A 26,674-nucleotide genomic window follows, 5' to 3' on the forward strand; every position below is an offset into this window, starting at 1 on the left:
ACCACTTTTCTGGTATTAAATTATAGCAGTTATTCACGTTATACTTTGAAACTAATTGTCATTACTTTCTCATGTGCTTATGAAGCGTTACTACTGTGTTGTGTTTCTAAGAAGATAGTGTAAAAACAAGCCAATAAATTTACTAGGCCATATCCTCAATTCAATCGATGATCATCTACATAGGCTAAAACAAATAGTCTCTTGCCTGTGCCATCGTTGTGCATATCTTCATCTCTAATGCATGGTTTGTAGGGTCATTCGCATCGTTAAATGAGTCAGATTTTGTTGCCGTGTCTATTGCATTATCAGGCAATTGTATTACTTTACGTAGCCAAGTGTATTGGCGCTTTGCCAACTGCCTTGTCGCATATAATGCCTTATTTTGCATTTGCTGACAAGCAAGCGCCTCGGTTTGGCTATCTGACAAACTTGATGCAATCAAAGGCTGAGACAGTTTGTCCTGCTTTGTTTTTTGATTTATTGACTCATCTAATGCACCAAAAGCCTCATAGAAAAGCGCCTTATCTAAATGCGGTTGCTCAAATATTGGGTGATTGATATGTACAAGGTACTCTAGTACTTGCCGATAACCAACGCAGCGCATAGAAGGTAAGTTCGGTGTCAATGGATACTCCTCAAGCAGTCCGATTACTTCAGCCACCAAACCCTCACTCCACATGATGTCTAGACGCTGGGCGATACGCTCATGCAACCACGGACGATCAGGCATCACTGCCAATACGTGCCAATTCTGATTGGGGTTATTGGCTAATGCTTGTTTGGGTTTGCGTTGCCACTCACTTATAGAAATATCCGTTTGTAGATATACCTCAATAGCGCGAGTAATACGCTGAGTATCAGTGGCATTAAGACGCTGGTGACTTAGCGGATCAACCTTACCCAAATACTCATATAGCGCACTAATACCCTCATCCTGTCGCCACTGCTCTACCTGCGCGCGAATGCCGTCATCGCTATCAGGTACAGGGGATAGTCCATCCAGTAACGCCATGTAATACATCATGGTACCGCCCACTAGCAACGGTATCTTACCGTTCTGGTGACAGATATCAATCAAACGGGCGACATCACTGACGAACTCAGCAACGCTATAGCTCTGCATAGGGTCAATCATATCCACTAAGTGATGAGGATAACGCGCCAGCTCATCAGACGTAGGCTTTGCCGTACCGATATTCATATCACGATATATCAGCGCCGAGTCTACTGAGATAAGCTCATAACGACCTGTATCATATAGCTCATAGGCCAGTGCTGTCTTACCACTCGCGGTTGGCGCCATCAAGCAAACCACGCTATTATCCGCTAAATTGGGACTCAATCTATAAGATAAGCTGTCAGACGAATGTCGCATAGGATTGCCTTTACTAATGAGGTGGTGGGTAGCAAAAATATAATTTGGCGCTATTGTTTGTTCAAAAGTGAGAACATTGCCGCTACTAATTGATGACTGTCTATGATTTTGATTGCATTGTCAGTGATTAAGGAGTCAATATCTTCTATAAAAACGATCAAGTCTTGCGCAGACATTTGCGAACTTACGGTAGCGAGTTGTTGATTGATATATGCTGGGCTCTTTAGTACCTCGTCTTTTTTAGAGACGTTATTACTCAGTACCTGCGACTCAAATAACACACTTAGCTTTGACTGCCACTCTGCTGCACTAATCAGCATACATTGTGCTTGATGGTAAAATAGTAACCAAGGCAGCGATTTACTATCCATGTCCTTAGCATTAGCAGATTCGGTTGCTATGTCATTTAAGTGGGTAATCATATCTAAGCAGACGGGCAAAGGCTTACTTGCTATTGATGAACTATTTAAAGTCTCAGCACTATTGGTAATTGACATTGTGCTGCGCGGTTTGAGGCTCTGTGATGACGATTCATCACGATAAGACATTTCTGAATAGGACTGTTTTGAGCGTTGCAAAAAAGGATTGCTTAGAATAGGAGCACTTACCGACAGTTGGTATAACTGTTTAGGCGCTTGTACTTGCTGGCTTTGTCTTGAATGGGTCGTAGGCGATGCGTTGCGCGGTGTCGTATTAACAGACTGGCTTAGAGAATTGTTATGGCCTAGCACCTGTCTATCATAACTGGTGGATGTGACCGTATCCATCGTAGTAATGGTTTTCAGTTTTGCATGAATGGCATGGCTTAAATGTGCCATAACATTATTTAATGGACTGATCTTGATACGCTGTTTGGACGGATGGACATTGATATTAAGCCATTGAGTCGGCAAATCAAAATAAAGGGCATAACCGATGCCATCTAAATGAGCACTCTGCGCGAGTTGACGAAGCTGATTGCTGATGATCGGCTCTTTGACCAAGCGACCATTGATGTACAGTAGCTTTGGTAAGCTGTCCTGCTGTTGCGCCTTCTTATTAATAGGCCACAACCAACCATAGATACCTGCCTGACTACTAGAGCTTGTACTATCCGTGTATTCTGTAGACGGCTGCCACAAACTGGACAAATCAATCATTATCTCAAGTGCGTTCACTGTGAGCTCTGCACTCGTGGCTTGCTCTAGCCGTGACAATGGTAAAGGATTGGCACTGATAGATCCATCGCTTGTAGGCATCGAATTTGCCAATAGCACACGTGCATTTGAAGACAGTGACAGCCGTTTTTTATTGTCATGAAAGAGACTAAGCGCTACATCTGCTCGCGCCAAAGCCACTTCGCGCACGATCGTTTCGATATGACCAAACTCGGTCGCAATAGATTTCAAATTCCCGCGACGGGCTGGTACGTTAAAGTATAAATCCTTAACCGTAATGGTCGTGCCACGATGATGCACAACTGGTGTCATTTTTGGTATGTCATCTAACACACCCGCGACCTGTAACTGGCGACCGATACCACTGTCATCATGGCTACTGGTTAGCGTCAGCCGAGAAACTGCTGCTGTTGCAGCCAATGCTTCCCCGCGAAACCCCAACGTCGTAATGCCATGCAAGTTAGCCACATCCGCGACTTTGCTGGTCGCATGACGGGTAATCGCCATGACCATATCATCAGGATGAATACCAACGCCATTGTCAATCACCTCAATCATACCCATGCCGCCTTGGGTAATATGTATCTCAATATTGGTGGCATCAGCGTCAATGGCATTCTCTAGCAGCTCTTTAACCACCGCGGCTGGGCGTGTCACCACCTCACCAGCTGCCAATTGATTGATGAGCAGCGGCGATAGTTTTTTGATGCGGGTATTAAAATGATTGTCTGGCATTTGCGGCATTAGCATTAAGAGGTATCTTTATTTTGCGTAGTGATAATTTGCGTAGTGATAAGTAATGCTGGCGAATATTGATGACTTATATTGAAGGTATAACTAAATCTTAAAGGATGATAAATTCAAACCTTGCGCTTGTCCTGCCTTTGATAGTCGCAGCTCAACGTGACGAGACTCTTGATTTTTATCACCGCTATTAGCCTGCGTCATATCGATAAACAAAATCGGCGGTGGTAAATAGCTGTCCGCACGACTTGCCCATTCAATAATGACCAGCGCATTTGGCTCATCCAGATACTCATCGAAGCCTATAAAGGACAATTCTTCTGGGTCTTGCAGACGATATAAATCCGCATGGTAGACGGGCTTGATTGAGCCATCTTTTTGCTCGATACTGTTTTGCTCGATGCTGCTTTGGTCGATGCTATAAGGCTCGACCAAGGTATAAGTCGGGCTTTTGACGGCACCTGTATGCCCTAGCGCCTGTAACCAGTAGCGAGTCAGAGTAGTTTTACCCGCGCCTAAATCGCCCGCCAACCATACACTACCTGTCAATGGCAACGCTGCTAATTGCGCAGCCAAACGCTGGGTATCGTCTTCAGAGTACAGTGTCAATGTTTTGACGTTTTTGTCTTCTGTTGTACTATTAGGCATCAGGCTTACCTGCCTGTACTTGCGTCTGTACTTGCATAGTTACCGTTGGATTAGTAAAGCTTTCACCGCGAATCAGTTTGGCATACAGATCGGTGTCATGCCATTCGGCACTGACTTGGTCACTGAATTCAAACGCTTCTAAATTAAGCTGACCCATTTGCTCATTGGCCACATCATCAGCAAAACACTGAGCATAACCCGTTGCGGTTTCGTGCGCAATCACCGAGTAGACGCTGACATCAGACTCACCGTTTTGCATTTGGGTTTGCTTGAGAATTTCTTGCGCCCAAAAGAAGATGACTCTAGAGAACTGCTCTGCTGATGGCGATACCGGCAAGCTTATCCAGCGCGCGCTGAATTTTTTGCAAGCAGCGATATATTCAGGGTCGTCTTTATTCCAAAAGCAAATCGCATGATCAAAGCTGTCGATAATATCCTTGATAGACGACTTTAATAATCCAAAATCATAGACCATTTGCCCATGATCCAAGCGCTTAGCCTCAAGAATCAGTTCAATCTGATAGCTATGACCATGGATAGAGTGTTTGCAACGCTCAGAGCTACAATTACGCACAATATGTGCATTTTCAAATTTAAAAAGTTTACGGATACGCATAACAATCAACCAAAACAGTAAGCATCTTTGTGCTAAATAGGAATATTATAAAAGTTTGCCGCGACGACTCATCGGCTTGTGGCTCATTATAGCAAATCGTGATGACTCCGTAAGTAAGCACTTACGAATACTAATATTGATACTGGTATTGATTAAACACATCGTTTGAACATATCTTTAGCCGACAATTTGACTGAGATATTCTGAATTTCAATATAAAAGAGGCGTTGAATAAAATTTAGCCAAATAGAATGACCGCATTGAAGCGTAGGGAAATTGTGCTATCGCTATCTATTGCACAGGCTTAGAGCTATACTCAATCTAGTACGCAGCATCTGCGTCAATTGTAGCCATTCCGCCCGCTAGTCAGCCAATCTGGCTTATGGCTGTATAAGCTACCTAAAGAGGAAAAAATCATGAGTAAAGGTCAAGATAGTAAGAAAAATGTGAAAAAGAAACCGCTATTGACGGCAAAAGAAAAGAAAGCCGCCAAGCAATCTAAGAAAGATGACAGTGGCAGTATCTTAGGCAAACATTAATATTGCATGCATTACTATGCTGATTAAAGCTATGCCAATCGAACCTCACGGTTTGATTGGCATTTTTTGTGTTAGGTGCTGCATTGATATTAGGGCGTGTCCTCATTTTAAAAATGAGGATAAAAGTGAGGTAAATGGCAGTCAAACAAGGAAAATAGCGCAGATAATATCGATATATTACCTAGCTAATTGACGATGTTTGGCAAGATTTAACCACTTTTAGCCCATTTAGATCGCTATCGGTTGAATTGAGGACACGCCCTAGCCACTGCGCGGTGCAAACATAATAATTGCCATGCCTAACAATGCAACCGCAGACCCTACGATATCCCATGTGGTCGGCCTGATACCGTTCACCGTCCACAACCATAAAATCGCCATCGCAACATACACCCCACCGTAAGCTGCATAGACTCTGCCTACAGCGGTTGGATGTAATGTCAGTAACCAAACAAAGGCTGCCAGACTCAGCACACTGGGAACAAGAAGCCAGATAGACTTACCTTCTCGCAGCCATAAATAAGGCAGGTAACAACCAATAATCTCTGCTAATGCAGTTAGTGCAAAAAGCGCTAGTGTCTTTAATTCTGTCAAAACCTGCTACTCCTCGACCGTGATAAATCCTGTCAAATACTGCACGGCATTGCCGGAAACAAGCACCCTATCTTTTGCGACAACACAGTCTAGTATCCCGCCTCTATTTGATGCCTGATAAGCGACCAATTCATTTTTACCCAAACGCTCAGCCCATAATGGCGCAAGTCCTGTGTGCGCTGATCCAGTCACTGGGTCTTCATCACCGCCATTGGCTGGCCAAAAATAACGTGACACAAAATCGTAGTCTTTATAATCAGCAGACTTAGCTTGGCATGTCACCACCACATCTAAAGGTGCGAGCTGTTTTAGCTGCTCGTTATTACGCTCTACGTTTAATACATCGCTTTCAGAATTATAAATCACGAAATAGGCTTGGGTGTTTTTATAGACTTCAACTGGTGCAATAGACAATCCTGCCAGCAAACTATCAGGGATATTTTCGACTTTTTCAGGTTTAGTATTGGGAAAGTCCATTTGTATTTTGCCAGCGTCTGTTTGCACGATGGTCAATATCCCAACGGCGTCGGCTGAAAATTTAATAAAGGCTAAATTAGGATTTTTCTTAAATAGCACAAAAGCAGATGCCAAGGTTGCATGACCGCAAAAGGCAATCTCAGTAAGCGGTGAAAACCAGCGAATACGATAGATATCTTGACCATCACTTTCATCTAAAACCAAAAATGCCGTCTCAGACAAATTGTTTTCAAAAGCAATCGATTGCATTAGATCATCAGCGAGCCAGCTATCGGTGATAATAACGGCTGCTGAATTACCTTTAAAAACGGTATCAGTAAAAGCATCGATAACATTGATTTCTAGTTGCATATCTGTCTCTTATTTTTGATTGGGCCGTGTCCTCATTTTAAAATGGTGATAAAAACGAGGACATGCTTTATTAGGCTCTGTTGAATATTAAAAACCTTCCAATACTATTTTACCAATCGTTGTGCCAGACTCTAGCGCTTGATGAGCCGCTCGTAGATTGGTCGCATTGATGACACCCATGTTTTCGCCAACCGTGGTTTGGATATAACCCTGATCAATCAAGTCAGCAACACGGTTTAATAGCTGACCTTGTGCTGCCATGTCTGTGGCTTTGAATAGTGAGCGGGCAAACATAAACTCCCAATGAAATGAGAGGCTTTTGAACTTAATTTTGGTGATGTCTAACTGTTCAGGATCATCGATTATCGCTATTTTCCCAAAAGGCGTCAAGATATCTATATAGGTATCGAAATAGCTTTCAGTACTCTGAAGCCCTGCGACATGGGTCACAGGGCCAATGCCCAACGCTTCGATTTGTGCCGCTAATGGCTGGCTATGATCAATCACATAATCTGCCCCAAGTGTCTGCACCCACTGCTTTGAGCGCTCACGTGAGGCTGTCGCAATAATGGTAGCCCCCGTTAATGTCGCTGCCAGTTGTAGCAAAATAGAGCCCACCCCACCTGCAGCGCCCACGACTAAGATAACCTCATTAGACTTGCTATTATCAGTGATTGGCTGCTGTTTAATGGTTAAATGCTCAAACAATATCTCCCATGCCGTGATAGTGGTCAACGGCAATGCTGCCGCTTCATTATTCGACAGACTTTTTGGTTTCATACCAACGATACGCTCATCCACCAATTGATACTCTGCATTACTGCCTTGGCGATTAAGCTCGCCTGCATAGTAAACCCTATCACCAACTGCAAAGCGTGTCGCCTTCTCACCGATGGCGACCACTTCACCGACTGCGTCCCAACCAATGACTTTGTGGCTGCCGTCCTCGGATGGCATGTTTTGGCGGACTTTATAATCGACAGGATTGACCGCGATAGAGCTGATTTTGACCAATAAATCAGAGCCTTCTGCGATAGGTTGTGGCAATTCGATATCTTGCAATGAGTCCGTGTGAGTGATGGGTAAAGACTGTATAAATCCAATGGCTTTCATCATGCTGCTCCGGTTTGTTAAGTGGCTGCCATCATAACGCTGGCTTATGACAAGATAAACAGGGTAATATTTGATACATTATCAAATAAGAATTGAGAATATGCTGTTATCTGATCTCGAAGTTATTCTAAAAATCGCTGAACATCGCAATATCACAGCAGCGGCAGCGCATTTAGACATGCGTGTGGCAACTGCCAGTGCTGCGCTCAAGCGGGTAGAAAAAACATTGGGCGCTGAAATATTCATTCGTACCACACGTCAATTACGTCTATCGAGTGCCGGAGAGCGCTACATTCCAGAATGTGAAAAAGCACTCTTATTGCTTGAGCAAGCTAGGCAAAATATCAAAGAAGATCTCGATATCGTCGATGGTGAGCTGCGCATTGCACTGCCTTCTGATTTGGGGCGCAACATCGTTACACCATGGCTTGATGAGCTATTAGATCATCATCCAAACATGAGCTTGAGAACCGATCTAAGCGATAGTCACATAGACTTTTATCGTGACTCTGTAGACATGGCATTACGCTATGGTTCGCCAAAAGATGCCAGTCTTTACGGTTTTAAGATTTGTGATGTCCCAGGGTTGCTTTGTGCATCACCAGAGTATATAACACGTCACGGCATACCCCAGCATCCGCATGAGCTACCGACGCACAATGGGTTGTTTTATCAGCTGTACGATATCACTCACGATGTGTGGGAATTCACTAAGAACAAGCAAGTTTATAAAATAAAAATGAGTGGCAATCGAGCCTCTAACGATGGTGATCTGGTTAGGCGCTGGTGTGTCGAAGGAAAAGGACTTGCTGTAAAATCCTGCTTGGATGTTTCGAGTGACATATCAGAAAGCAAGCTGATTCATATCATGACCGACTATCAAGCAAAGCCAAGCGAGCTTTGGCTCATCTGCCCAAGTAGGCAATCCATAACCCCTGCGGTCAGACTGCTCAGAGATACCTTAAGAGAAAAATGTAAGGAGCTGTTAAGTCGTTTAGCCATATAGTTTGCACGCTATGCTTCACTTTTTTCGCACAGTGTCCGATGGGCAATCAAAAACAAAAATACTCAAATTTTAATAACGCTATTGTATAATACACGGCTTCAATACTTAACAGCATACCCCATCGCTAGGAAGCTGACATGATTGTCCGCCAAACCCCCAATGCCCTTAAGATATTTTTTACCCTGCGCGGCTCCATCATTCCAAAAGTCTATCGGCAAATTCTACTGATTACTATTCTTAGTACACTCATAACGATTATTCAGCACTGGCTTCCTGACTCTTTTCCTTATTATGGTATGGCGATGTTTACCTTACTCGGAATCGCGCTATCGTTGTTTCTTGGGTTTCGGAACAACGCCAGTTATCAACGCTGGTGGGAAGCTCGGGGACTGTGGGGTCAGCTGGTATATGATTCCCGCAGCTTAACGCGTCAAGTGCTGTCTTTTATAGATGATGACACCGATGCTGGGCGTGATACTCAACGAGCGATGATTCACTTGACGATCGCTTTTGCTCATGCTGTGCGCCACAGGCTACGTGGTACGTCACCTTGGGAAGATATCGAGCCATTTGTAGCATTAACGCATCATGACAATATGCGCCAAGCGAAAAACGTACCTGATTATATAATGCGCCTCATGGGTAAGCAGCTCGGTGACATTCGGCGGCAAGGACTGGTGTCTGAGCAAATCATCCAAAACATGGACGAGCGCCTGACATCTATGACGATTGTATTGGCGGCTTGCGAGCGCATTCATAATACGCCGCTGCCATTTGCTTATATGCTGTTGGTACATCGCACGACCTATCTGTATTGCATCCTGTTGCCTTTTGGCTTGGTGGCCTCACTCGGTTGGGCCACTCCGTTGATTTCTGCTGTGATCGCTTACACCTTCTTTGGTTTGGATGCCCTTAGCGAAGAGCTAGAAGAGCCTTTTGGCTTGGCAGCTAACCAACTATCCCTGACTGCCTTATCACGCACAATCGAAATCAATCTGCGAGAAGCATTAGGAGACACGGATATCCCACCTGATATCGCGCCTATCAATGGCTACTTACCGTAAGTCGCATCAGCAATTGAAAACTTAGCTGTCCAAATGTATGATGCCATTATACTTGGTGCATCCCTTGCTAATAATGCATGAGTTCGTCTACCATTTGCTTACTCGCATTGATAAAAGTAAGTGAACACTATGAATTACCAAACGCTACGTCACCATTGCCCAACTTGGGATAATTATATTCAGCACGACTTTGTCAAGCAACTAGCAGCAGGTACGCTCGCCCCTGACAGCTTCCGCCACTACCTCGTCCAAGACTACTTGTATTTGATTCACTATACTCGAGTGATGGCGTTGAGCGTGTATAAAAGCGACACTCTGGCGCAAATGCGCGTCGGTCAAGCAGGCATTAATGCCATGCTCGATATGGAAATTGGCATGTATTTGGACTTCTGCCACCAATGGGGCATAGCGCTTGAAACCGTCGAGAATGCGCCTGAGTCTACTGTAACCATCGCCTATAGCCGCTATATATTAGACGCTGCCCTGTCAGGCTCACTGGCTGAGCTTTATGCTGCTATTGCCCCTTGCTTGATGGGTTATGGTGAAATTGGCAAACGCATCAAAGCCGAAGGGTTTATCACGGGCAATCCCTATCAGCCATGGATTGATGTATTTTCTAGTGATGCGTTTCAAGCGATTACTGCGCAGAACGAAGCGCAAATCAATGAACTACTGGCACAGGCTAGCCCTGCTCAAGCAGACAAGTTCCAACAGTTATTTAATACCGCCTCACGGATGGAAGTGAATTTTTGGCAGCAAGCATTAGATCTGTCATAACTCGTATTTTTTAACGTGAATTAACTATATAGTCAGTTCAATATAAAAAAGAGACAGAGTGACAAGGCAACCGAGTGCAGATGTATGAGTAATACTTTAAGCGAGGTTAACGCTGTCACTCTTTTATAGTGGATTAACGATACAACAAAAAATACTCAAGGAGAGATATCATGGCAGCATTTGATGAACACGCAAGCGCGTACGATAGCTGGTTTTTTGACAATCAAAACTTACTGACCAGTGAGCTAAAATTAGTTGCCCATTTCTTAGATACAGACAGTGAGATATTGTCTATCGGTTGTGGTAGCGGATTATTTGAGTCGCTACTAGCAAAAGATTATGATATTCATATCAAATATGGCATTGAGCCTTCTAAAGACATGGCAGCCGTCGCCGAGAAGCGCGGATTGCAAGTAGATATCAGCCCTGCTGAAACTTGCGAGATTGAGCCCAATAAGTTTGACATTATTATGTTCAACGGCAGTGTCAGCTATATCAGTGATTTGGATGCCTGTATTAGAAAGGCATTTAACGCATTAAAGTCTGGCGGCAAGCTTATCCTCATCGATGTACCAAAAGAGAGTGGCTTTGCCAGTTTATACAATTTGGCCAGCTCGTTAGGCACTTGGGAACATCCGCTACTTGCGCACATCTCCCCTGCTGACCCTTATCCTATTGAACTGGTAAAGTCAGCCAATTGGCGCACCTCAGATGAAAAAATCGCGCTGATGCAAGCCAATGGTTTCGTCGATTTTGAGTATGCGCAGACCTTATTGACCCATCCAATGTATGCCAATGATAAGGTACAAAAGGTCATCGAAGGTTATGACCGTGGGGATTATGTGGCGGTTTGTGGTTATAAAAGATAAGCGGTCGCTGTCAGTAACGTAGCCGAAGCCCTAATGTGATGTCGTCACTATCGCAGGACTTGAATAATAGGCTTAGTGCCACTATAAATGGGCAATAAAGCTCTTATCCAAATATAGCCAAATCCATATAAATCCGCTACATCGTCATCCGCGCTAAGCATACTAATGTATAACTTGCGCTCGGTTTACTTGTATCGAAATTATTTGAATTCAACTATAGCTCATATCTAAAAAAACGAGGCAAACATCATGAGTGATAATTCAAAAGACACTGATAATCAAAACACTAATCAAAGCAGCAACCAAAATACCAAAGACGTCACCATGACGGATCTGACACCCAATGAAGGTGTTTTAAAAGGCAAAAAAACCGACATTCAAAATCCAGAGCTGTGGGATTTTCCAATGAACTACCCTTTGAGCATCATTGGTCATGAAGGCGAGCATGAAAGCTTGCTTAATGAAGTGAAGCTGATCCTCGGTAGCCAGTTCCCTGATTTTGATTTGGCCTCGATAGAAGTCAAACCGTCGAAAACGGGTCGCTTTCATTCAGCACGCGTCAATTTATACCTCACAGCAGCCGATCAAGTGAATACGCTTTATGCGTCACTTGATGATGCAAAAACGGTTCGTATGGTCGTATAAACAGGTAATGGGTGTTTAGAAAAAAACAACCCCTTTTCCGTCCAAATCGTCACTCACTATTGATAACATACGGGTGGCGATTTTTTATGGTTTGGTGTACAATCTGCGCCCGCATTATTGCCGCTCTGATCACTATTATCAGTCGACAATAACCGATAAAATAAAAATCAAATCGCCACGATATTTTTACAAAAAATTTATGATGAGTGCATTTGCGTCTAACCCTTATCCCATCGTCCTTTGCCATAATATGGACAGCTCACAACCTCGCAGCAACATAGTTTTAGTCTAAAATCAATATAGTATTTTGAAAATTTTCCCGCTATATTGTGCCTACCAATTAACAAACACGCTATATGTAGTACTCAGTGATTTTAATCATCATTATGAGTAGCGGTAGTTTTTTGCCTAAAAAAACCAGCTATCGCAACCCAGCATCGTAGCGTTATAAAGAATGTCTGCCGCCGATTCAGCGCGCAGCATCACAATAAGCAATCAAAATAGAGGCCAGCATGACACATATTGACAAAATCCAAGTAACCAAACGTGATGGACGTTTAGAACTTATTGATTTGGATAAAATCCATAAGGTAATCGAATGGGCCGCTCACGGCTTGGACAATGTGTCTGTATCACAAGTTGAGCTAAAGTCGCACATCCAGTTTTATGAAGGTATCAAGACTCGTGACATTCACGAGACCATCATCAAGTCTGCCGCCGACCTTATCTCTGAAACGACGCCTGATTATCAATATCTAGCGGCTCGTTTGGCTATCTTCCATCTGCGTAAGATTGCTTACAACAGATTCACGCCTCCCCATCTATTCGATCACGTTACAACGCTGACCAATGCTGGCAAATATGATGAGCATATCCTAGCTGACTATAGCCGTGCAGAGTTTGATGAGTTAGAAGAATACCTCGACCACTGGCGCGATATGAACCTTGCCTATGCCGCTGTTGAGCAAATGGCAGGTAAATACTTGGTACAAGATCGCGTAAGCAAGACCGTCTTTGAAAGCCCGCAGTTCTTGTACATGCTGGTTGGTATGTGCTTGTTTAGCCGTTACGAAAAATCAGAGCGTATGAACTATGTGAAGCGTTTCTATGATGCGACTTCAGAATTCAAAATCTCACTACCAACGCCTATCATGTCTGGTGTGCGTACGCCATCGCGCCAGTTTAGCTCGTGCGTATTGATCGAATGTGGTGATAGCTTAGACTCTATCAACGCGACCACTAGCGCCATCGTACGCTACGTGTCACAGCGCGCTGGTATCGGCATCAACGCGGGTCGTATCCGTGCTCTTGGTAGCCCTATCCGTGGCGGTGAAGCACAGCACACTGGCTGTATCCCATTCTATAAACTGTTCCAGACCGCTGTTAAATGCTGCTCACAAGGTGGCGTCCGTGGCGGTGCAGCGACTCTATTTTACCCATTATGGCATTTAGAAGTTGAGTCATTACTAGTACTCAAAAACAACCGTGGCGTTGAAGACAACCGTGTCCGTCATATGGACTACGGCGTACAGTTAAACAAAACGATGTATACGCGCCTGATCAAAGGTCAAGACATCTCGCTATTCTCTCCAGGCGACACTCCAGGCTTGTATGATGCGTTCTTTGAAGATCAAGACAAGTTCGAAGAGTTATATACCAAGTACGAAAATGATCCTGCTATTCGTAGCCGTCAAATCCCAGCAGCAGACTTGTTCAGTCTAATGATGCAAGAGCGCGCCAGTACGGGTCGTATCTATATCCAAAACGTCGATCATTGCAACACGCATAGCCCATTTGACGCGACGGTTGCGCCGATTCGCCAGTCAAACCTATGTATGGAAATCGCCCTACCGACCAAGCCACTTGATAACATCAATGACGAAGAAGGCGAAATCGCCCTTTGTACGCTATCAGCGGTGAACTTGGGTAAAGTTGAAAACGTCAGCGACATCGAAGAGCCAGCTGAGCTAATCGTCCGTGCGCTTGATGCTCTGCTTGACTATCAAGACTATCCAGTGAAAGCGGCTCAAAACGGCAGCATGCGTCGCCGTACGTTAGGTGTGGGCGTGATTAACTATGCTTATTACCTTGCCAAGAATGGCGTGCGCTATTCAGACGACTCAGCACTGGGTCTAACGCATCAAACGTTTGAAGCCTTGCAATTCTATCTCTTGAAAGCGTCAAACAAATTGGCAAAAGAGCAAGGCGCGTGCCCTGCGTTCAATGAAACTACATATTCACAAGGCATCTTGCCGATTGATACGTACAAAGCCGACTTGGATAAAATCTGCCAAGAGCCGCTACATCTAGATTGGGAGACGCTACGTGGCGAGATCACCGAGCACGGTTTACGCAACTCTACCCTAACCGCCTTGATGCCGTCTGAGACCTCTAGTCAGATCGCCAACGCGACCAACGGTATCGAGCCACCACGCGGTCTGGTCTCTATCAAGGCGTCAAAAGACGGTATTCTAAAGCAAGTCGTGCCTGAGATTACGACGCTAAAAGATCAGTACGAGCTACTATGGCAAATGCCAAACAATGACGGTTACCTAAAGCTGGTCGCTGTCATGCAGAAGTTCGTCGATCAAAGTATCTCTGCCAACACCAACTACGATCCAGTTCGTTATGCTGGTGGCCGTGTACCGATGAAGATATTGCTAAAAGACTTGCTAAACGCTTATAAAATGGGTGTGAAGACGTTGTACTATCATAATACTCGTGATGGTGCGAACGATGCCCAAGCGGATATGGAAGATGATTGTGCTGGCGGAGCATGTAAGATTTAGGACTGTAAGAGAGTTTCTTTAGATAGAATTTCTGATAGATGGCGGGTTTGGCTTTTGGGTTAAGCTCGCTAATTAGGATTATGAAATATCATATGGAGTTGTGAATGAAAATATCTAATGATAAAAACATTAAGATTTCCAATAGTGATATTTATTTGAACGATAAGTTCGATCGTAAATCTGAAGTTTTAAATATTGTTGAGTTAATCACCAAGCTATCTGATCCTTGTACTATTGCCATAGATAGTCAGTGGGGAACAGGTAAAACCACTTTTCTAAGGTTTCTTGAAGCTGAATTGCAACAAAGAGATGTTAATGTTTCTTATTTTAATGCTTGGGAAAATGACTTTGATCGAGAACCATTTTTATTGATACTTAACCATATCATCAAACAATTTTCGCAAGAAAAAAATGTCGAAGAAATAAAAAAAACAGCTATCAAAGTCCTCAAATCAATTGCTGTCAACGGTTCTAAAGCCATAGTTGACCTAGTCGCACCTATTGGTATAGGTAATAGGCTAATTGAGATCTCAGAAGAAGCGATTTCAGCCTTAGCAGGCGAAGTATTTGACAACTTTACCAAGGAAGAAAAGGAAGTTAAATTATTGCAAGATAAGCTAAGCTTACTGATTGAGAAGGATAATAAAATGGTTATCCTGATTGATGAACTTGACAGATGTAAGCCTAGCTTTTGTATTGAATTACTTGAAAGAATTAAGCATATATTTGATACACCAAACATTATATTTGTACTAGGAACTGATTTAGAGCAACTTGGAAAGGCAATCTCAGGTGTTTATGGAGAAAGTTATAATGGACAGAAATACTTAGAAAGATTCTTTGATTTCGAAATTAACTTGAACACGCCTGATTATAATGATTTTTGGCAAAGCCTCTCGAAAAATTATACAGGTAAAGATGATATAAGAACTTTAGAAAATAAAGTATATATTGAAGCATATGGACTATGGTTTACTCAACATCTTCAGTTATCAGCTAGAGATATTACTAGGCTATATACTAAGTTCTATCTAGCATCTTTATCAGAATATGCAGGTAATAACTTACCTTTAATACTTTTGCTATCTGTAGTTAAAATTTATTCCAGAGAGCTATTCAATGATATTAAGATAAACACATTTGATTTAGATGAGTTACTTGATCTATTAAAAATAAAAGATATTACTTTAGCCGATACTAATAGCGAGATAACGTCCAAAATACTTGTTTTAATCCATAACTTATTATTAGCTAATCAAAATGAAATTGAATCTCTTGAGATCATAGACTTACTATCGAAAAGTTTTACCAACTCAAATACAAAAGTTCTTTCTAAACAATTAATTAATCGATACAAAGATAATGACGAACTTTCGATTGATAATTTAGACTCAGTATACAAGGCGGTAGATTTGCAAGGTATTTCTCATAAGCAATATGCTAATGTCCTATCATCCACACAAACTATTTTTGGACAAACTACAATTATTTCTAACAACTGATAGAAAAAACATGATGGTTGAGCGAATCCTTCAACACCCAATTATTTTGAATAGTTATAGGGTGCGCCCAAACAAAAGAGTCTTTAAGAAAAAAGAAAGACGTCCTAACACGGTCATTTAGCCCCGACTATAGCGGTATCCTGCTGACGACGATGGCGTTGCAGTCTGTGGCTGGACGTAGTATCGAGACAACAGGAATGCGGCAAGACACAATAGACTGCACGCCAGCGGCAAGGCAGATACAAGCGGTAGGCGGGATTGGCTACTGTTATAATTAAAACCTACAGACAGAACTAAAACGACGGAGGTCATGTGCAATATACCGCAATCATCAAAGACGGTGGTTTGTTTATCCCAAACGTATTTTCAGACCTAAACGATGGTGGCTCGCATATCGTACAAGTGGAAGTCGACATCGCAGACGTCCGTGAGCAATTAGGCGAAGGCACAGCAGTAAAACCAGAAGTATTAAAGAAAGACGCCGCAAAAGCACCGAAAAAACCAGTAAAGAGAGCGACCAAAAAAGACGTACAGAAAGAAATACAGCAACTATCAGATGATGAGGGTTTGAGTGCGCTGCGTAAGAGTGCTATCGATGAATTGGAAGCATTGGATGATGTGGAGCTGAGCGAGATATTTAAAGCGTATATGAATGATGGACAGACGCCAGAACAGATATCACTAGAGCACTTGTAATCCAATCCGATCAAACCCAGTCAAATCCATATAAATTAATAACCGTATCAATTATAAAGGCAGTCCCATGACTTACTCGATTTTTTCTCAAACGCCAAACAATGCGCTAAAAGAGCCGATGTTTTTTGGTAATCCAGTCAACGTGGCGCGTTACGATCAACAAAAGCACCCAATCTTTGAGCAATTGATTGAAAAGCAACTGTCGTTCTTTTGGCGTCCAGAAGAAGTTGATGTGTCAAAAGACCGTATGGACTTTGGCAACCTGTCCTCGCATGAGCAGCATATCTTTTTGAGTAACCTCAAATACCAAACCCTACTCGACTCTATCCAAGGTCGTAGCCCAAACGTAGTGCTATTGCCATTAGTTTCGATTCCTGAGCTTGAGACGTGGATTGAGACATGGTCATTCTCTGAGACCATTCACTCGCGCAGCTATACTCATATCATTCGTAATATCGTCAATGATCCAAACATCATCTTTGATGACATCATGCAAAACGAGCATATCTTAGAGCGTGCCTCTGACATTGCCCAATATTACGATGATCTGTACCGCAACTCGCAGCTATATAGCTTGTACGGCGCTGGTACGCACAACGTCAATGGCGAGGAAGTCACTGTCGATTTGCGATCACTGAAAAAGCAGATGTATCTGTGTATCGTCGCGGTCAACGTCTTAGAAGCCATTCGCTTCTATGTGTCATTTGCATGCTCGTTTGCGTTTGCTGAACGTAAGCTAATGGAAGGCAATGCTAAAATCATCAAGCTCATCGCTCGTGATGAAGCGCTGCATTTGACGGGTACGCAGCATATGCTTAACCTCATGCGCAATGGTCGTGACGATCCTGAAATGGTCGAGATTGCCGCAGAGTGTTATGAAGAAAGCATCGAGATCTTCCGCAAAGCTGCCGAGCAAGAAAAAGAATGGGCAGGTTATTTGTTCAAAGATGGCTCGATGATTGGTCTGAACAAAGACATTCTTTGCCAATATATCGAATTCATCACCAACTTGCGTATGGAAGCCGTTGGCTTGCCGTCAGTATTCCCGAACTCTAAATCAAACCCGATTCCATGGATCAATACTTGGTTGTCGTCTGACAATGTGCAAGTCGCGCCGCAAGAGACAGAAATCAGCTCGTACTTGGTCGGTCAGATTGACTCAGACTTATCAGACAGTGATTTTGACGATTTTGAACTATAAAGGTTTTGAATTATAAGAGCTTTAAGCTGTAACCGTTTTACGCTTTCATAACAGTATTAGCAATGTGATTGAATCCAAACAGGATAAATTATGACGTGGGTAATGACCAGTAAAAAGCAATTCTACTTGCATGATGATGAAAGTCTGCTCGATGGACTGCTGCGCACTGGACATGCTGTCAATTATCAATGTAAGGAAGGCTACTGTGGCAGCTGCCGGATAAAACGTATCGCCAGCTCACACGTCATTGACTATCCATTTGAACCACTTGCCATGATTGACGAAGATGAAATCCTGCCCTGCTGCTGCCGTGTGCAAGGCGTCATCTATATCAATCATGACCCGATTGAGAAATAGAGCAAAACAAACATAAAAAAGCGCGCTATCTTATGTAGATAGCGCGCTTTTTTAGTCTATTAGCACATCATTGTGACAAATTACTGTGCTGCGGTGTCTTGTTCAAACAGCTTCATCAGCTCTTCACGCATACGATCACGCTCAGCCTTTGACATCATGGGCGCTTCTTCATCGTTCTGAATACTTCGCTCGGGCATCTCGCCCTCTTCCATTCCGCCTATGCTTCCCTCTTGTAGGACGACAGGACGCTCGATAGGCTCTTGTGCTGGGCGCTCTTCTAGCATTATTTTTACTTGTGCATTCTTACCTTGGCGTAGTATCTGTGCATCAAGCTCAGTATCTGGCGCTTTGCGAGCAACGTACTGAATCAAAGTATTGGCATCTGTCATTTCCACACCGTCGATGGTCAGGACGATATCGCCGACACGTAGACCACTCTTTGCCGCTGGACTTTGATCGATGACGTTTAGCACTTCTACGCCTGTTGAGGTCTCAAGCTGCGTTGGATCACGTAGCTGCGATTGTATCTCGATACCTAGCCAGCCGCGACTGACCTTGCCATCTTTAATCAGTGCATTCATTACTTGCTCAACTAGCGCTGTTGGAATGGCAAAACCAATGCCCATCGAGCCACCAGAGCGCGAGAATATAACCGTATTGATGCCCACCAACTCACCGCGAGCATCGACCAGCGCACCACCTGAGTTACCTGGGTTAATCGCTGCATCAGTTTGAATGAAGTCTTCGAACTTATTGACACCCAGACCCGTACGTCCAGTCGCTGAGATAATACCTTGGGTCACGGTCTGACCGACACCAAACGGATTACCAATCGCCAGTGCCAAATCACCCACGCGAATAGGATTTTCGCGGAAGCCAAGTGGGGTCAATCCTGTCATATCGACCTTGATCACTGCCAAATCGCTATCAGGGTCGGTACCGATGACTCTGGCACGGCTCTTACGACCATCGTTAAACGCGACTGTGATCTCATCTGCCTTTTCGATCACATGAGCATTGGTCACGATATAACCATCTTCTGATACGATCACGCCTGAACCTAAGTTGGTTGATCCTTGATCTTGGGAAGGCCCACTATGGTCTTCAAAGAACCGACGCAGTATAGGATCATCCATATACGGATGCTCTGCCATCGTCTGGGTGGTATAGATATTGACCACGGATTGCGAGGCACGAGCAACCGCATTATGATAAGAAGAAATAGGCGCTGGCGTATCTGCAACTGGTTCTGACGCTTGCTGCTCCGCAGGTGGGGTTCTTGGTGGCTCCCACGTGGCCTCCGACGTCGACTTCATACTCGTGAACAACCAGATAAACGCTGCCAATACTAGCAGCAATAAGACCCAAGGTAACCATTTTAATAAAGACGCCTTGTTATTGGTGTTCCGGGATGACGACATATAAAACCTCTATAAATTTAATGCACACAGACAGTGAAAAACGAAGTGAGCCAATGGTAACTACTGGGCTGCTATTGACCCATTAATCGTGTGATCAATTGCTCCATCAGCTAGGCAGACTCACATGTATAAATTATAACCGCAATACTATTAAATAGTAACGTATCGTGTACCATTTCAGTTATCCAGCTTATCTGTTTGCTTACACCAGCATGTTAAAATAACTCTGATAAAGGATTAAACTAAAAAACAGCCCTTACAAATAACTCATAATTTTTGCTCACTTGATCGACTGCACTTTACTGCACATATTTCATTGACGATAGGAAAACATAATGACTGCAAATCATACGACAGCTGAATCGAATAATCAAAGCATCAGCGCTCAGACGTTAACACAGTTCTGTGACGACTACTTATCCGCTAGCACGTTTAAAGACTATGCGCCAAATGGCCTACAAGTCGATGGTGGACGTCCGATCCAGCGTATCGTAACCGGTGTAACGGCTTGTGAGGCCTTGATTGACGCTGCCATCGCTGACAATGCCGATGCCATCATGGTACATCATGGTTATTTTTGGAAAGGCGAACCTGCCCCTCTCACTGGTATGAAAGGTCGACGTATTCGCAAATTAATGCAGCATGGTATCTCTATGATTGGCTATCATTTACCCCTTGATGCACATCCGATCACTGGTAACAATGCAAGACTCGCTGACATGTTGGATATGACGATTACTGGTGCGCTCTATCCTGCTGAGTCACATCCTGTTGGCAACATCGCCACTTGCACACCGCAAAGCGCGGATAATCTCATTGCAAAGATGACGCAAGCATTAGGGCGTGCACCGCTACATATTGCCGCCGAGTATAATTCTAGTAAAGAGGCAGAGAATAATAGGCCTATCAAACGTGTCGGTATTTGTACGGGCGGCGCGCAAGATATGATTGAGCAAGCTGCCACGATGGGCTGCGATGCGTTTATCTCTGGTGAGATATCAGAACGTACCACGCATATCGCACGTGAGCTTGGTATTGATTACTTTGCCTGTGGTCATCATGCAACCGAACGTGGCGGTATTCAAGCGCTAGGTGAGATAGTTGCCCAGAAATTTGGACTACCAGTGACTTTTATCGACATCGATAACCCAGCTTAATAATTAGAGTTAGTCATTAAATTCAATCATCATGAAACCACCTCAGTAGTAACTGAAACATATAGTGTAAGAAAGCCCATAATATTAAGTAGGCTAATCAAGTTTTAACCAATGTAGCAATAATGAGGGCATTTCTTACCGTCTATAGTCCAATTGTTAAGTTTTATCGCTCTTTTCTTAACTTAACTTGAATAATCCACTATATAACCGCATATTAGTACTTGAAGAAAGAACGTTTTGTCATGAAACTTCCCATTTATTACAGCTTCCGGTTATGGCACTAAAATAATGCTGGTAGTCATTTGAGACTTTATCATGCTACATAAGTGATAAGGCTTTAGACTGCTATACATTGAAATACTATGTTTGCACTATATATTTTAGCAACATGGTATTTTTTTATTTTTAGTGTCGCGATGATGGTATTAAATCACCTGTTTGATAAAAAGCGACACAAACTATCAAGCTTGATTATTTTACTTACCCTTATTGCTGGACAAAAAACTTTAACAGCCAGCTATCCTATTACTAGTGAGTCAAGGTATAGCCAGCCATTAAAGTTAGCATCGTAAAAACAGATGAATGTATTTGCTTAATTAGCAAATGATTGCATCAATATTTTGCACGATGTTTTTGTCTCAATGACTTAATCATGACCTTACCTGTGTTTGACATATAGTTGTTTGGCCACTAGCCATACTTAGTTATCGATGAAGGAATCATCTGATTTATATCCTTCGTGTCGTTGTGCGTCCAGTTTTTAAAATTAATATAAAAATATTATTTGAGAACGCTTTGATAATGCACCGATAGCTGGCTGACGACAAACTACCCCACTAACTCTTAGAGAGAGTACGCTAGTGGCGCTATAGTCAAACAAGATAGAGTGGCATTTTTCCTATTAAAAGGTGCGACTCTATTTAAGATGCGATATCGATATATGTCAATATTATGGTCATATATTTGTACGTGTTTTTGCGGTAAGAAGGATGGCTAAAACTAGGAGACATCCATGCAGCGTATTACTTATCGTGTAAAAGTATCTGCGCAAGGGGCCAAACGCCGTATCTCATATTTACTGCGTCCATCTAAACGCCTACTGAACACTAAAAGTAACCTCGTTACATCCGTTAACCCTGTTACTTCAAGTCGTTTTGCCAGAACCAAAAAACTGGCACAAGTTTCTAGTATTGCCCTGCTCTCTTTACCAGCTGAGAGTTTTACTACCATGGATTCACAAGTGCCAACTTATGATCATGTCATGCTGGAGAACACCTTGACCATCGCCGCTGTCCCTGGGGATAGCACTTATTTTGCGACGGATGGTTTTCAGCACGGCTTCGGTTATGACTTGGTACGTACCTACGCTGATGAGCTGGGTGTAGATGTCAATCTAAAAGCCTATGCCAGCGAAAAAGCTGCTCTCAGAGCGGTGAAATCAGGTAATGCTGATATGGCGTTGACGACAGCCAGCACCCAACTCAAAAGCCAGCTAAATTTGTCTTCTGTCAATGTCAGCTGCGGTTATGATGCCAGCTTGACCAAAAACGGTCTACATCCCAAGGTCAGCTGGACTTTCAATTCAGCCAATGATCCGTTATCGCAAAAAGCCAGTTACTTCTTGTGCGACAGTATCAAGCTTGAAAACACCCAAAAGCTAGCGGCTTTTTATAATCAGAACTTGCTAAAAGATGCTTATAGTCAGGATCACTTCCAAAGAACGCTTACGGAAAAACTGCCTGATTATCAATCCTCGTTTGAAGAGCAAGCGCGCAACTACAATCACGACTGGGAGTTGCTGGTGGCGATGGGTTACCAAGAGTCACATCTGGACGCCAATGCGGTATCGCCAACAGGTGTACGCGGGCTAATGATGCTGACCAACAATACAGCAAAAGCCATGGGCGTCTCAGATCGCGTCGACCCTTATCAAAGCATTGGCGGTGGTGCACGTTACTTAGAGCAAATGAAGTCAGACTTTGCCGATGTACCCAAAACTGACCGTATTTGGTTTGCCCTTGCTGGCTATAATATGGGTCCGAATGCGGTAAAAAGCATTCAACGTAAACTGAGAGCTCAGGGTATTGATGACAAAAGCTGGGCAAATATCTATGCTTACCTTGCTGAAAACAGAGCGTCCAACAGCCGTTATGGGCAAGCGATGCACTACGTTAGCAACATCAGAAGCTATCTTGAGACTATCAAAACTCAGACTGTTTAAGCAATTGTCTTTTAAGTGACTGTTTTCTAAGTGACTGTTTTTTAGTCTCGTTTTGTCAGCCTTATTGTGTGAGTCTCGTTCTAAAATAGAGTTAAAAAAACCTTTTTGGTAAATTTATTTTAGGATGGAATACACAACAAAAAAAGCGCCTAGCGATATCGTTAGGCGCTTTTTTATTGTTATTTCAATCTTTATAACCGTTTAAAATACGCGGTTAAGACCATTTAGCGCCGCGACGCGATAGGCTTCTGCCATCGTTGGATAATTAAAGGTCGTATTTACGAAGTACTCAAGCGTATTGTTACACTTCATGACCGCTTGTCCAATATGGATAATCTCTGAGGCGTGGTTGCCGTAGCAATGAATCCCCAATATCTCAAGCGTCTCACGGTGGAATAATATCTTTAATACCCCTGTACGCTCACCGATGATCTGGGCGCGAGCGAGATGCTTAAAGAAGGCTTGTCCCACTTCATAAGGTACTTGTTCATCTGTTAGCTCCTGCTCGGTCTTACCAATACTGGAGATTTCTGGAATGGTATAAATACCTGTAGGAACACTCGAAACTGGCTCTGCGTCGCTATCACCAACCATAAAGGCTGCCGCACAGCGACCTTGGTCATAAGCAGCAGAAGCCAGAGATGGCCAGCCAATCACATCGCCAGCCGCATAGATATTTTCGATATCAGTACGGTAGGTATCATCTACTTTCAGTTGACCACGACTATTGGCTTCTAAGCCGATGGCCTCCAAGTTTAAGCCTTCCGTATTACCTGAGCGACCATTAGACCAAAGAATCGCATCAGACTTGATTTTTTTACCACTTTTTAAGTGCAAAATCACACAGTCATCATGAGTCTCAAGATGATCAATCTCTTCGTTATTGCGGATAAGGACACCAAATTGTCTAAAATCATGCGCTAGCGCATCACTGATTTCACTATCTAAGTAGCTGAGCAGCTTACCCTGATTGTTGATCAAGTCGACTTTATAGCCCAGACCGGTAAAGATAGAGGCGTACTCACAGCCGATCACCCCAGCACCATAAATGATGATTTTTTTGACCACATAATCCATTTGCAGGATTTTATCCGAATCAAAAACGCGCGGATGATTGAAATCTAAAATCTCAGGACGATAAGGGCGGCTACCAACAGTGATGATGGCTTTGTTAAAGGTAACGGTTTCAAAGACATTTTCATCAAGCTCAACACGAATGGTATGCGCATCGGTAAAGCTTGCCCAGCCATGAATCACTTCAATCTGATTGCGCTCATAAAAGCGAGTATGGGTGCTAACTTGATTGCGTATCACTTTACGAGCGTTCGCAAGCACCTTGTTTAGTGGTACTTGGTGATACTCCATCGCCTTGGTAAACATTGGATCACGGCGAAAGTTAATCAAGTTAAATACTGATTGGCGTAACGCTTTACTCGGAATCGTGCCGACATGAGTAGAGTTGCCCCCGACTTGCTCACGCGGATCGATAACCACGACTTTTTTGCCTGATTTAGCAAGCTTCATGGCGGCCGCTTCACCAGCGGGACCCGCGCCCAACACCACCGCATCATATTCAAACTGATGCTTGTCACCCTTGATACGCTCAGAGTCTCTAGTAAATCCTGACTTTACATCAATACGTGTATCATCTAGCGGATTGACCAAGTCAGGGTGGTGCATGATGTCGTCGGTGACTTGCTCATGTGTTTGTTCGATTTTTTCTTTTTTATTTTTGTCTTCCGTATGTTCAGGATTTGGCGCTACGCCGCTTTCCTTATTAGATACTTCGGTATGAATGTCTTCACCAGTGTCATTGGTAGCATCGCTAGTATTTTTGCTTCCCATTGTGTCCTCTTTATTTCTTTATTTGTCTGTCTTTAGGCTATGAATGAATCAATGCAAAGATGCGTCAGGGTCATGCTGCTAAGGAGTGCCCACCATACGTTGTGATAGGATGTTTTGCAATGTCCAATACCCTGTCAAACTTTGTTTGCCTTCATCTATTTGTGGACGTGCACTAATTATATACTCGGTGCCAAGGCTCGGTTTAAAATCATCGATCCAATCATAAGGAATCTGAAACACGCTGCCATCTTTGCTCGATTTGGCCAACAAGCACTGCATCGGTAATGCTGAAGCACACGCCACACGATTTGGCATCACAGTAAGCGTTTGCGCTTCACCCAACACAATCGTTGGAACATAACGGGGCTCAGGTACCGGCTCACGTGCAAATGGCGAGGTCTGACAAGCACTAAGCAAAGTCGCCGCGCTTAATAACAGGCTAGTAAGTAATAAAGGTGTCTTTCTAGACTTATAAGATGAACTCATAATATTCTCTATATGGTAAAGGCATTGTTTTAAGTGAAATTGTTCTATATAAAATGGTACAAATTATTTTTGTCAACGCTAACGTCTTATTAGCCACTAGCATTAACCAATACGGCGTTTAAGACCCGTCATCTGTAAGATACGTGTGGCAATTTCTTCAACCGACATCTCTGAGACGTCTAAGCTAGGAATACCGTGCGTGATATAAATACCTTGTATCGCCCGCTGCTCTTGCTGGCACTGCTGATAACTAGAATAACGACTGCCTGCACGGCGTTCTTGACGAATCTTGACCAAGCGATCGGTATCAATGAGCAAGCCAAACAATTTGTCTTTGTGCTCACGCAACGCTTTTGGTAATTGATTGTCGTACAAATCATCTTCGGTCAAAGGATAGTTGGCCGCACGGATACCGAATTGTAAGGCTAGATATAATGACGTTGGGGTTTTGCCCGAGCGTGAGACTCCAACCAGAATAATATCGGCCGCGTCATAATGACGTGTGCGTGCGCCATCGTCATTGTCCAAGGCAAAATGAACCGCGTCGATACGTTCCTTATAGGTTTCGGAATCGACATCATCGTGTGCATGACCTGAGTGTCCATCTGGCTCCACCCCAGTCTCTTCGGCAACACGACCAATCAAACCCTCGTACATATCTAAGTTACAGCTGGTCGCTGAGTTGATTTTTTCGCGAATTTCAGAGTTAACAATGGTATCGAATACCAAAGGCAACACACCATCGCGTTGATAAGCCATGTTAATTTGCTCAACAGCGTCTTCGGCGCGCTCTAAACTATCGACATAAGGCAGTACACGCGTCTCAAAAGGAACGGAAGCAAACTGACTTAAAATAGCACGTCCAAGAGTCTCAGCCGTAATAGCCGTACCATCAGAGATAAAAAATGCACTTCTTATGGTTTGCGAATTGTCTAAGTTTAACGCATCATGATTTTGTATCGTCGGCTTATTTTGTTCAGATAGATTGCTTGAGTACATAACTTTGATACCTCGGTTGAAACCC

General features: G+C 43.4%; 24 protein-coding genes. 13 read left to right on the forward strand and 11 right to left on the reverse strand.

Annotated elements, in window-relative coordinates; genetic code table 11:
* Positions 1-184 precede the first annotated feature (184 nt).
* The 4 genes from miaA to ACMFL8_RS08645 form a co-directional block, all read right to left on the reverse strand.
* Positions 185-1,375 carry a tRNA (adenosine(37)-N6)-dimethylallyltransferase MiaA gene (gene miaA / locus ACMFL8_RS08630; protein ID WP_413190698.1) on the reverse strand — a complete coding sequence of 397 codons (1,191 nt, stop codon included), beginning with the start codon at positions 1,373-1,375 and terminating at the stop codon, positions 185-187.
* A 50-nt stretch (positions 1,376-1,425) separates the two neighbouring features.
* Positions 1,426-3,282 (reverse strand): DNA mismatch repair endonuclease MutL, encoded by a 1,857-nt coding sequence (gene mutL, locus ACMFL8_RS08635; protein WP_413190699.1) that lies wholly within the window; start codon positions 3,280-3,282, stop codon positions 1,426-1,428.
* Between the two features lie 87 nt (positions 3,283-3,369).
* Positions 3,370-3,924, reverse strand: a complete 555-nt coding sequence (tsaE, locus tag ACMFL8_RS08640) for a tRNA (adenosine(37)-N6)-threonylcarbamoyltransferase complex ATPase subunit type 1 TsaE (protein WP_413190700.1) — start codon at positions 3,922-3,924, stop codon at positions 3,370-3,372.
* Positions 3,917-4,540: a 6-pyruvoyl trahydropterin synthase family protein gene (locus ACMFL8_RS08645; RefSeq protein WP_210539654.1), complete on the reverse strand. Its 624-nt coding sequence runs from the start codon at positions 4,538-4,540 to the stop codon at positions 3,917-3,919. The genes tsaE and ACMFL8_RS08645 overlap by 8 nt, the downstream gene beginning before the upstream one ends.
* Positions 4,541-4,956: 416 nt before the next feature.
* Here ACMFL8_RS08645 and ACMFL8_RS08650 point away from each other — a divergent pair, with 416 nt between their 5' ends.
* On the forward strand, positions 4,957-5,079 hold the full coding sequence (locus tag ACMFL8_RS08650) for a hypothetical protein (protein WP_264623036.1): 123 nt from the start codon (positions 4,957-4,959) through the stop codon (positions 5,077-5,079).
* A 261-nt stretch (positions 5,080-5,340) separates the two neighbouring features.
* Here ACMFL8_RS08650 and ACMFL8_RS08655 read toward each other — a convergent pair whose 3' ends face one another.
* The 3 genes from ACMFL8_RS08655 to ACMFL8_RS08665 all read right to left on the reverse strand — a co-directional run bounded on the left by ACMFL8_RS08655 (position 5,341) and on the right by ACMFL8_RS08665 (position 7,614).
* A complete protein-coding gene (locus ACMFL8_RS08655; protein WP_413190701.1) occupies positions 5,341-5,673 on the reverse strand; it encodes a YnfA family protein in 333 nt (110 codons plus the stop codon).
* 6 nt (positions 5,674-5,679) lie between these two features.
* A complete protein-coding gene (locus tag ACMFL8_RS08660; protein ID WP_413190702.1) occupies positions 5,680-6,501 on the reverse strand; it encodes a PhzF family phenazine biosynthesis protein in 822 nt (273 codons plus the stop codon).
* 87 nt (positions 6,502-6,588) lie between these two features.
* The gene (locus ACMFL8_RS08665) at positions 6,589-7,614 is read right to left on the reverse strand and encodes a zinc-binding alcohol dehydrogenase family protein (protein WP_413191388.1); all 1,026 of its coding nucleotides are present in this window, start codon (positions 7,612-7,614) and stop codon (positions 6,589-6,591) included.
* Between the two features lie 100 nt (positions 7,615-7,714).
* On the opposite strand from ACMFL8_RS08665, the gene ACMFL8_RS08670 reads away from it, so the two are divergent.
* The 10 genes from ACMFL8_RS08670 (at position 7,715) to yfaE (ending at position 18,520) form a co-directional block, all read left to right on the forward strand.
* On the forward strand, positions 7,715-8,620 hold the full coding sequence (locus tag ACMFL8_RS08670; protein ID WP_413190703.1) for a LysR family transcriptional regulator: 906 nt from the start codon (positions 7,715-7,717) through the stop codon (positions 8,618-8,620).
* A gap of 137 nt (positions 8,621-8,757) precedes the next feature.
* A complete protein-coding gene (locus ACMFL8_RS08675) occupies positions 8,758-9,684 on the forward strand; it encodes a bestrophin family protein (RefSeq protein ID WP_413190704.1) in 927 nt (308 codons plus the stop codon).
* Between the two features lie 129 nt (positions 9,685-9,813).
* Complete coding sequence (gene tenA, locus ACMFL8_RS08680; RefSeq protein WP_413190705.1) at positions 9,814-10,461, forward strand: thiaminase II; 648 nt, start codon at positions 9,814-9,816, stop codon at positions 10,459-10,461.
* A gap of 170 nt (positions 10,462-10,631) precedes the next feature.
* A complete protein-coding gene (locus ACMFL8_RS08685) occupies positions 10,632-11,330 on the forward strand; it encodes a class I SAM-dependent DNA methyltransferase (protein ID WP_413190706.1) in 699 nt (232 codons plus the stop codon).
* Between the two features lie 324 nt (positions 11,331-11,654).
* The gene (locus tag ACMFL8_RS08690; RefSeq protein ID WP_051000722.1) at positions 11,655-11,975 is read left to right on the forward strand and encodes a YbeD family protein; all 321 of its coding nucleotides are present in this window, start codon (positions 11,655-11,657) and stop codon (positions 11,973-11,975) included.
* A 512-nt stretch (positions 11,976-12,487) separates the two neighbouring features.
* Positions 12,488-14,764: a class 1a ribonucleoside-diphosphate reductase subunit alpha gene (gene nrdA, locus ACMFL8_RS08695; protein WP_413190707.1), complete on the forward strand. Its 2,277-nt coding sequence runs from the start codon at positions 12,488-12,490 to the stop codon at positions 14,762-14,764.
* A 104-nt stretch (positions 14,765-14,868) separates the two neighbouring features.
* Positions 14,869-16,266, forward strand: coding sequence for a P-loop NTPase fold protein (locus ACMFL8_RS08700; RefSeq protein ID WP_413190708.1), 1,398 nt, complete (start codon positions 14,869-14,871; stop codon positions 16,264-16,266).
* 312 nt (positions 16,267-16,578) lie between these two features.
* Positions 16,579-16,962: a hypothetical protein gene (locus ACMFL8_RS08705; RefSeq protein WP_413190709.1), complete on the forward strand. Its 384-nt coding sequence runs from the start codon at positions 16,579-16,581 to the stop codon at positions 16,960-16,962.
* Positions 16,963-17,029: 67 nt separating this feature from the next.
* Entirely contained in the window at positions 17,030-18,163 is a 1,134-nt protein-coding gene (gene nrdB / locus ACMFL8_RS08710; RefSeq protein WP_010198779.1) for a class Ia ribonucleoside-diphosphate reductase subunit beta, read from the forward strand.
* Positions 18,164-18,253: 90 nt separating this feature from the next.
* Positions 18,254-18,520 carry a class I ribonucleotide reductase maintenance protein YfaE gene (gene yfaE, locus ACMFL8_RS08715; RefSeq protein WP_413190710.1) on the forward strand — a complete coding sequence of 89 codons (267 nt, stop codon included), beginning with the start codon at positions 18,254-18,256 and terminating at the stop codon, positions 18,518-18,520.
* Between the two features lie 80 nt (positions 18,521-18,600).
* Here the strand turns inward: yfaE and ACMFL8_RS08720 are convergent, their stop codons facing one another.
* Entirely contained in the window at positions 18,601-19,941 is a 1,341-nt protein-coding gene (locus tag ACMFL8_RS08720; RefSeq protein WP_201593405.1) for a S1C family serine protease, read from the reverse strand.
* A 335-nt stretch (positions 19,942-20,276) separates the two neighbouring features.
* On the opposite strand from ACMFL8_RS08720, the gene ACMFL8_RS08725 reads away from it, so the two are divergent.
* Both ACMFL8_RS08725 and ACMFL8_RS08730 read left to right on the forward strand, forming a co-directional pair.
* A complete protein-coding gene (locus tag ACMFL8_RS08725; RefSeq protein WP_413190711.1) occupies positions 20,277-21,098 on the forward strand; it encodes a Nif3-like dinuclear metal center hexameric protein in 822 nt (273 codons plus the stop codon).
* Positions 21,099-22,110: 1,012 nt separating this feature from the next.
* Positions 22,111-23,319 carry a transglycosylase SLT domain-containing protein gene (locus ACMFL8_RS08730; RefSeq protein WP_189581371.1) on the forward strand — a complete coding sequence of 403 codons (1,209 nt, stop codon included), beginning with the start codon at positions 22,111-22,113 and terminating at the stop codon, positions 23,317-23,319.
* 201 nt (positions 23,320-23,520) lie between these two features.
* Here ACMFL8_RS08730 and sthA read toward each other — a convergent pair whose 3' ends face one another.
* From sthA to ACMFL8_RS08745, 3 genes are all read right to left on the reverse strand, one after another.
* Positions 23,521-25,164 (reverse strand): Si-specific NAD(P)(+) transhydrogenase, encoded by a 1,644-nt coding sequence (sthA, locus tag ACMFL8_RS08735; RefSeq protein ID WP_413190712.1) that lies wholly within the window; start codon positions 25,162-25,164, stop codon positions 23,521-23,523.
* A 78-nt stretch (positions 25,165-25,242) separates the two neighbouring features.
* Entirely contained in the window at positions 25,243-25,650 is a 408-nt protein-coding gene (locus tag ACMFL8_RS08740) for a hypothetical protein (RefSeq protein ID WP_194618788.1), read from the reverse strand.
* 102 nt (positions 25,651-25,752) lie between these two features.
* On the reverse strand, positions 25,753-26,649 hold the full coding sequence (locus ACMFL8_RS08745; RefSeq protein ID WP_227669839.1) for a pyruvate, water dikinase regulatory protein: 897 nt from the start codon (positions 26,647-26,649) through the stop codon (positions 25,753-25,755).
* Positions 26,650-26,674 lie beyond the last annotated feature (25 nt).

Origin of the sequence: Psychrobacter sp. AT9, from assembly GCF_047272965.1 — a bacterium.
GTDB lineage: Bacteria > Pseudomonadota > Gammaproteobacteria > Pseudomonadales > Moraxellaceae > Psychrobacter > Psychrobacter glaciei.

Coding starts and splice junctions, on each gene's coding strand:
- miaA (WP_413190698.1), bottom strand. CDS start 1,375: ATGCGACATTCGTCTGACAGCTTATCTTATAGATTGAGTCCCAATTTA.
- mutL (WP_413190699.1), bottom strand. CDS start 3,282: ATGCTAATGCCGCAAATGCCAGACAATCATTTTAATACCCGCATCAAA.
- tsaE (WP_413190700.1), bottom strand. CDS start 3,924: ATGCCTAATAGTACAACAGAAGACAAAAACGTCAAAACATTGACACTG.
- ACMFL8_RS08645 (WP_210539654.1), bottom strand. CDS start 4,540: ATGCGTATCCGTAAACTTTTTAAATTTGAAAATGCACATATTGTGCGT.
- ACMFL8_RS08650 (WP_264623036.1), top strand. CDS start 4,957: ATGAGTAAAGGTCAAGATAGTAAGAAAAATGTGAAAAAGAAACCGCTA.
- ACMFL8_RS08660 (WP_413190702.1), bottom strand. CDS start 6,501: ATGCAACTAGAAATCAATGTTATCGATGCTTTTACTGATACCGTTTTT.
- ACMFL8_RS08665 (WP_413191388.1), bottom strand. CDS start 7,614: ATGAAAGCCATTGGATTTATACAGTCTTTACCCATCACTCACACGGAC.
- ACMFL8_RS08670 (WP_413190703.1), top strand. CDS start 7,715: ATGCTGTTATCTGATCTCGAAGTTATTCTAAAAATCGCTGAACATCGC.
- ACMFL8_RS08675 (WP_413190704.1), top strand. CDS start 8,758: ATGATTGTCCGCCAAACCCCCAATGCCCTTAAGATATTTTTTACCCTG.
- tenA (WP_413190705.1), top strand. CDS start 9,814: ATGAATTACCAAACGCTACGTCACCATTGCCCAACTTGGGATAATTAT.
- ACMFL8_RS08685 (WP_413190706.1), top strand. CDS start 10,632: ATGGCAGCATTTGATGAACACGCAAGCGCGTACGATAGCTGGTTTTTT.
- ACMFL8_RS08690 (WP_051000722.1), top strand. CDS start 11,655: ATGACGGATCTGACACCCAATGAAGGTGTTTTAAAAGGCAAAAAAACC.
- nrdA (WP_413190707.1), top strand. CDS start 12,488: ATGACACATATTGACAAAATCCAAGTAACCAAACGTGATGGACGTTTA.
- ACMFL8_RS08700 (WP_413190708.1), top strand. CDS start 14,869: ATGAAAATATCTAATGATAAAAACATTAAGATTTCCAATAGTGATATT.
- nrdB (WP_010198779.1), top strand. CDS start 17,030: ATGACTTACTCGATTTTTTCTCAAACGCCAAACAATGCGCTAAAAGAG.
- yfaE (WP_413190710.1), top strand. CDS start 18,254: ATGACGTGGGTAATGACCAGTAAAAAGCAATTCTACTTGCATGATGAT.
- ACMFL8_RS08720 (WP_201593405.1), bottom strand. CDS start 19,941: ATGTCGTCATCCCGGAACACCAATAACAAGGCGTCTTTATTAAAATGG.
- ACMFL8_RS08725 (WP_413190711.1), top strand. CDS start 20,277: ATGACTGCAAATCATACGACAGCTGAATCGAATAATCAAAGCATCAGC.
- ACMFL8_RS08730 (WP_189581371.1), top strand. CDS start 22,111: ATGCAGCGTATTACTTATCGTGTAAAAGTATCTGCGCAAGGGGCCAAA.
- sthA (WP_413190712.1), bottom strand. CDS start 25,164: ATGGGAAGCAAAAATACTAGCGATGCTACCAATGACACTGGTGAAGAC.
- ACMFL8_RS08740 (WP_194618788.1), bottom strand. CDS start 25,650: ATGAGTTCATCTTATAAGTCTAGAAAGACACCTTTATTACTTACTAGC.
- ACMFL8_RS08745 (WP_227669839.1), bottom strand. CDS start 26,649: ATGTACTCAAGCAATCTATCTGAACAAAATAAGCCGACGATACAAAAT.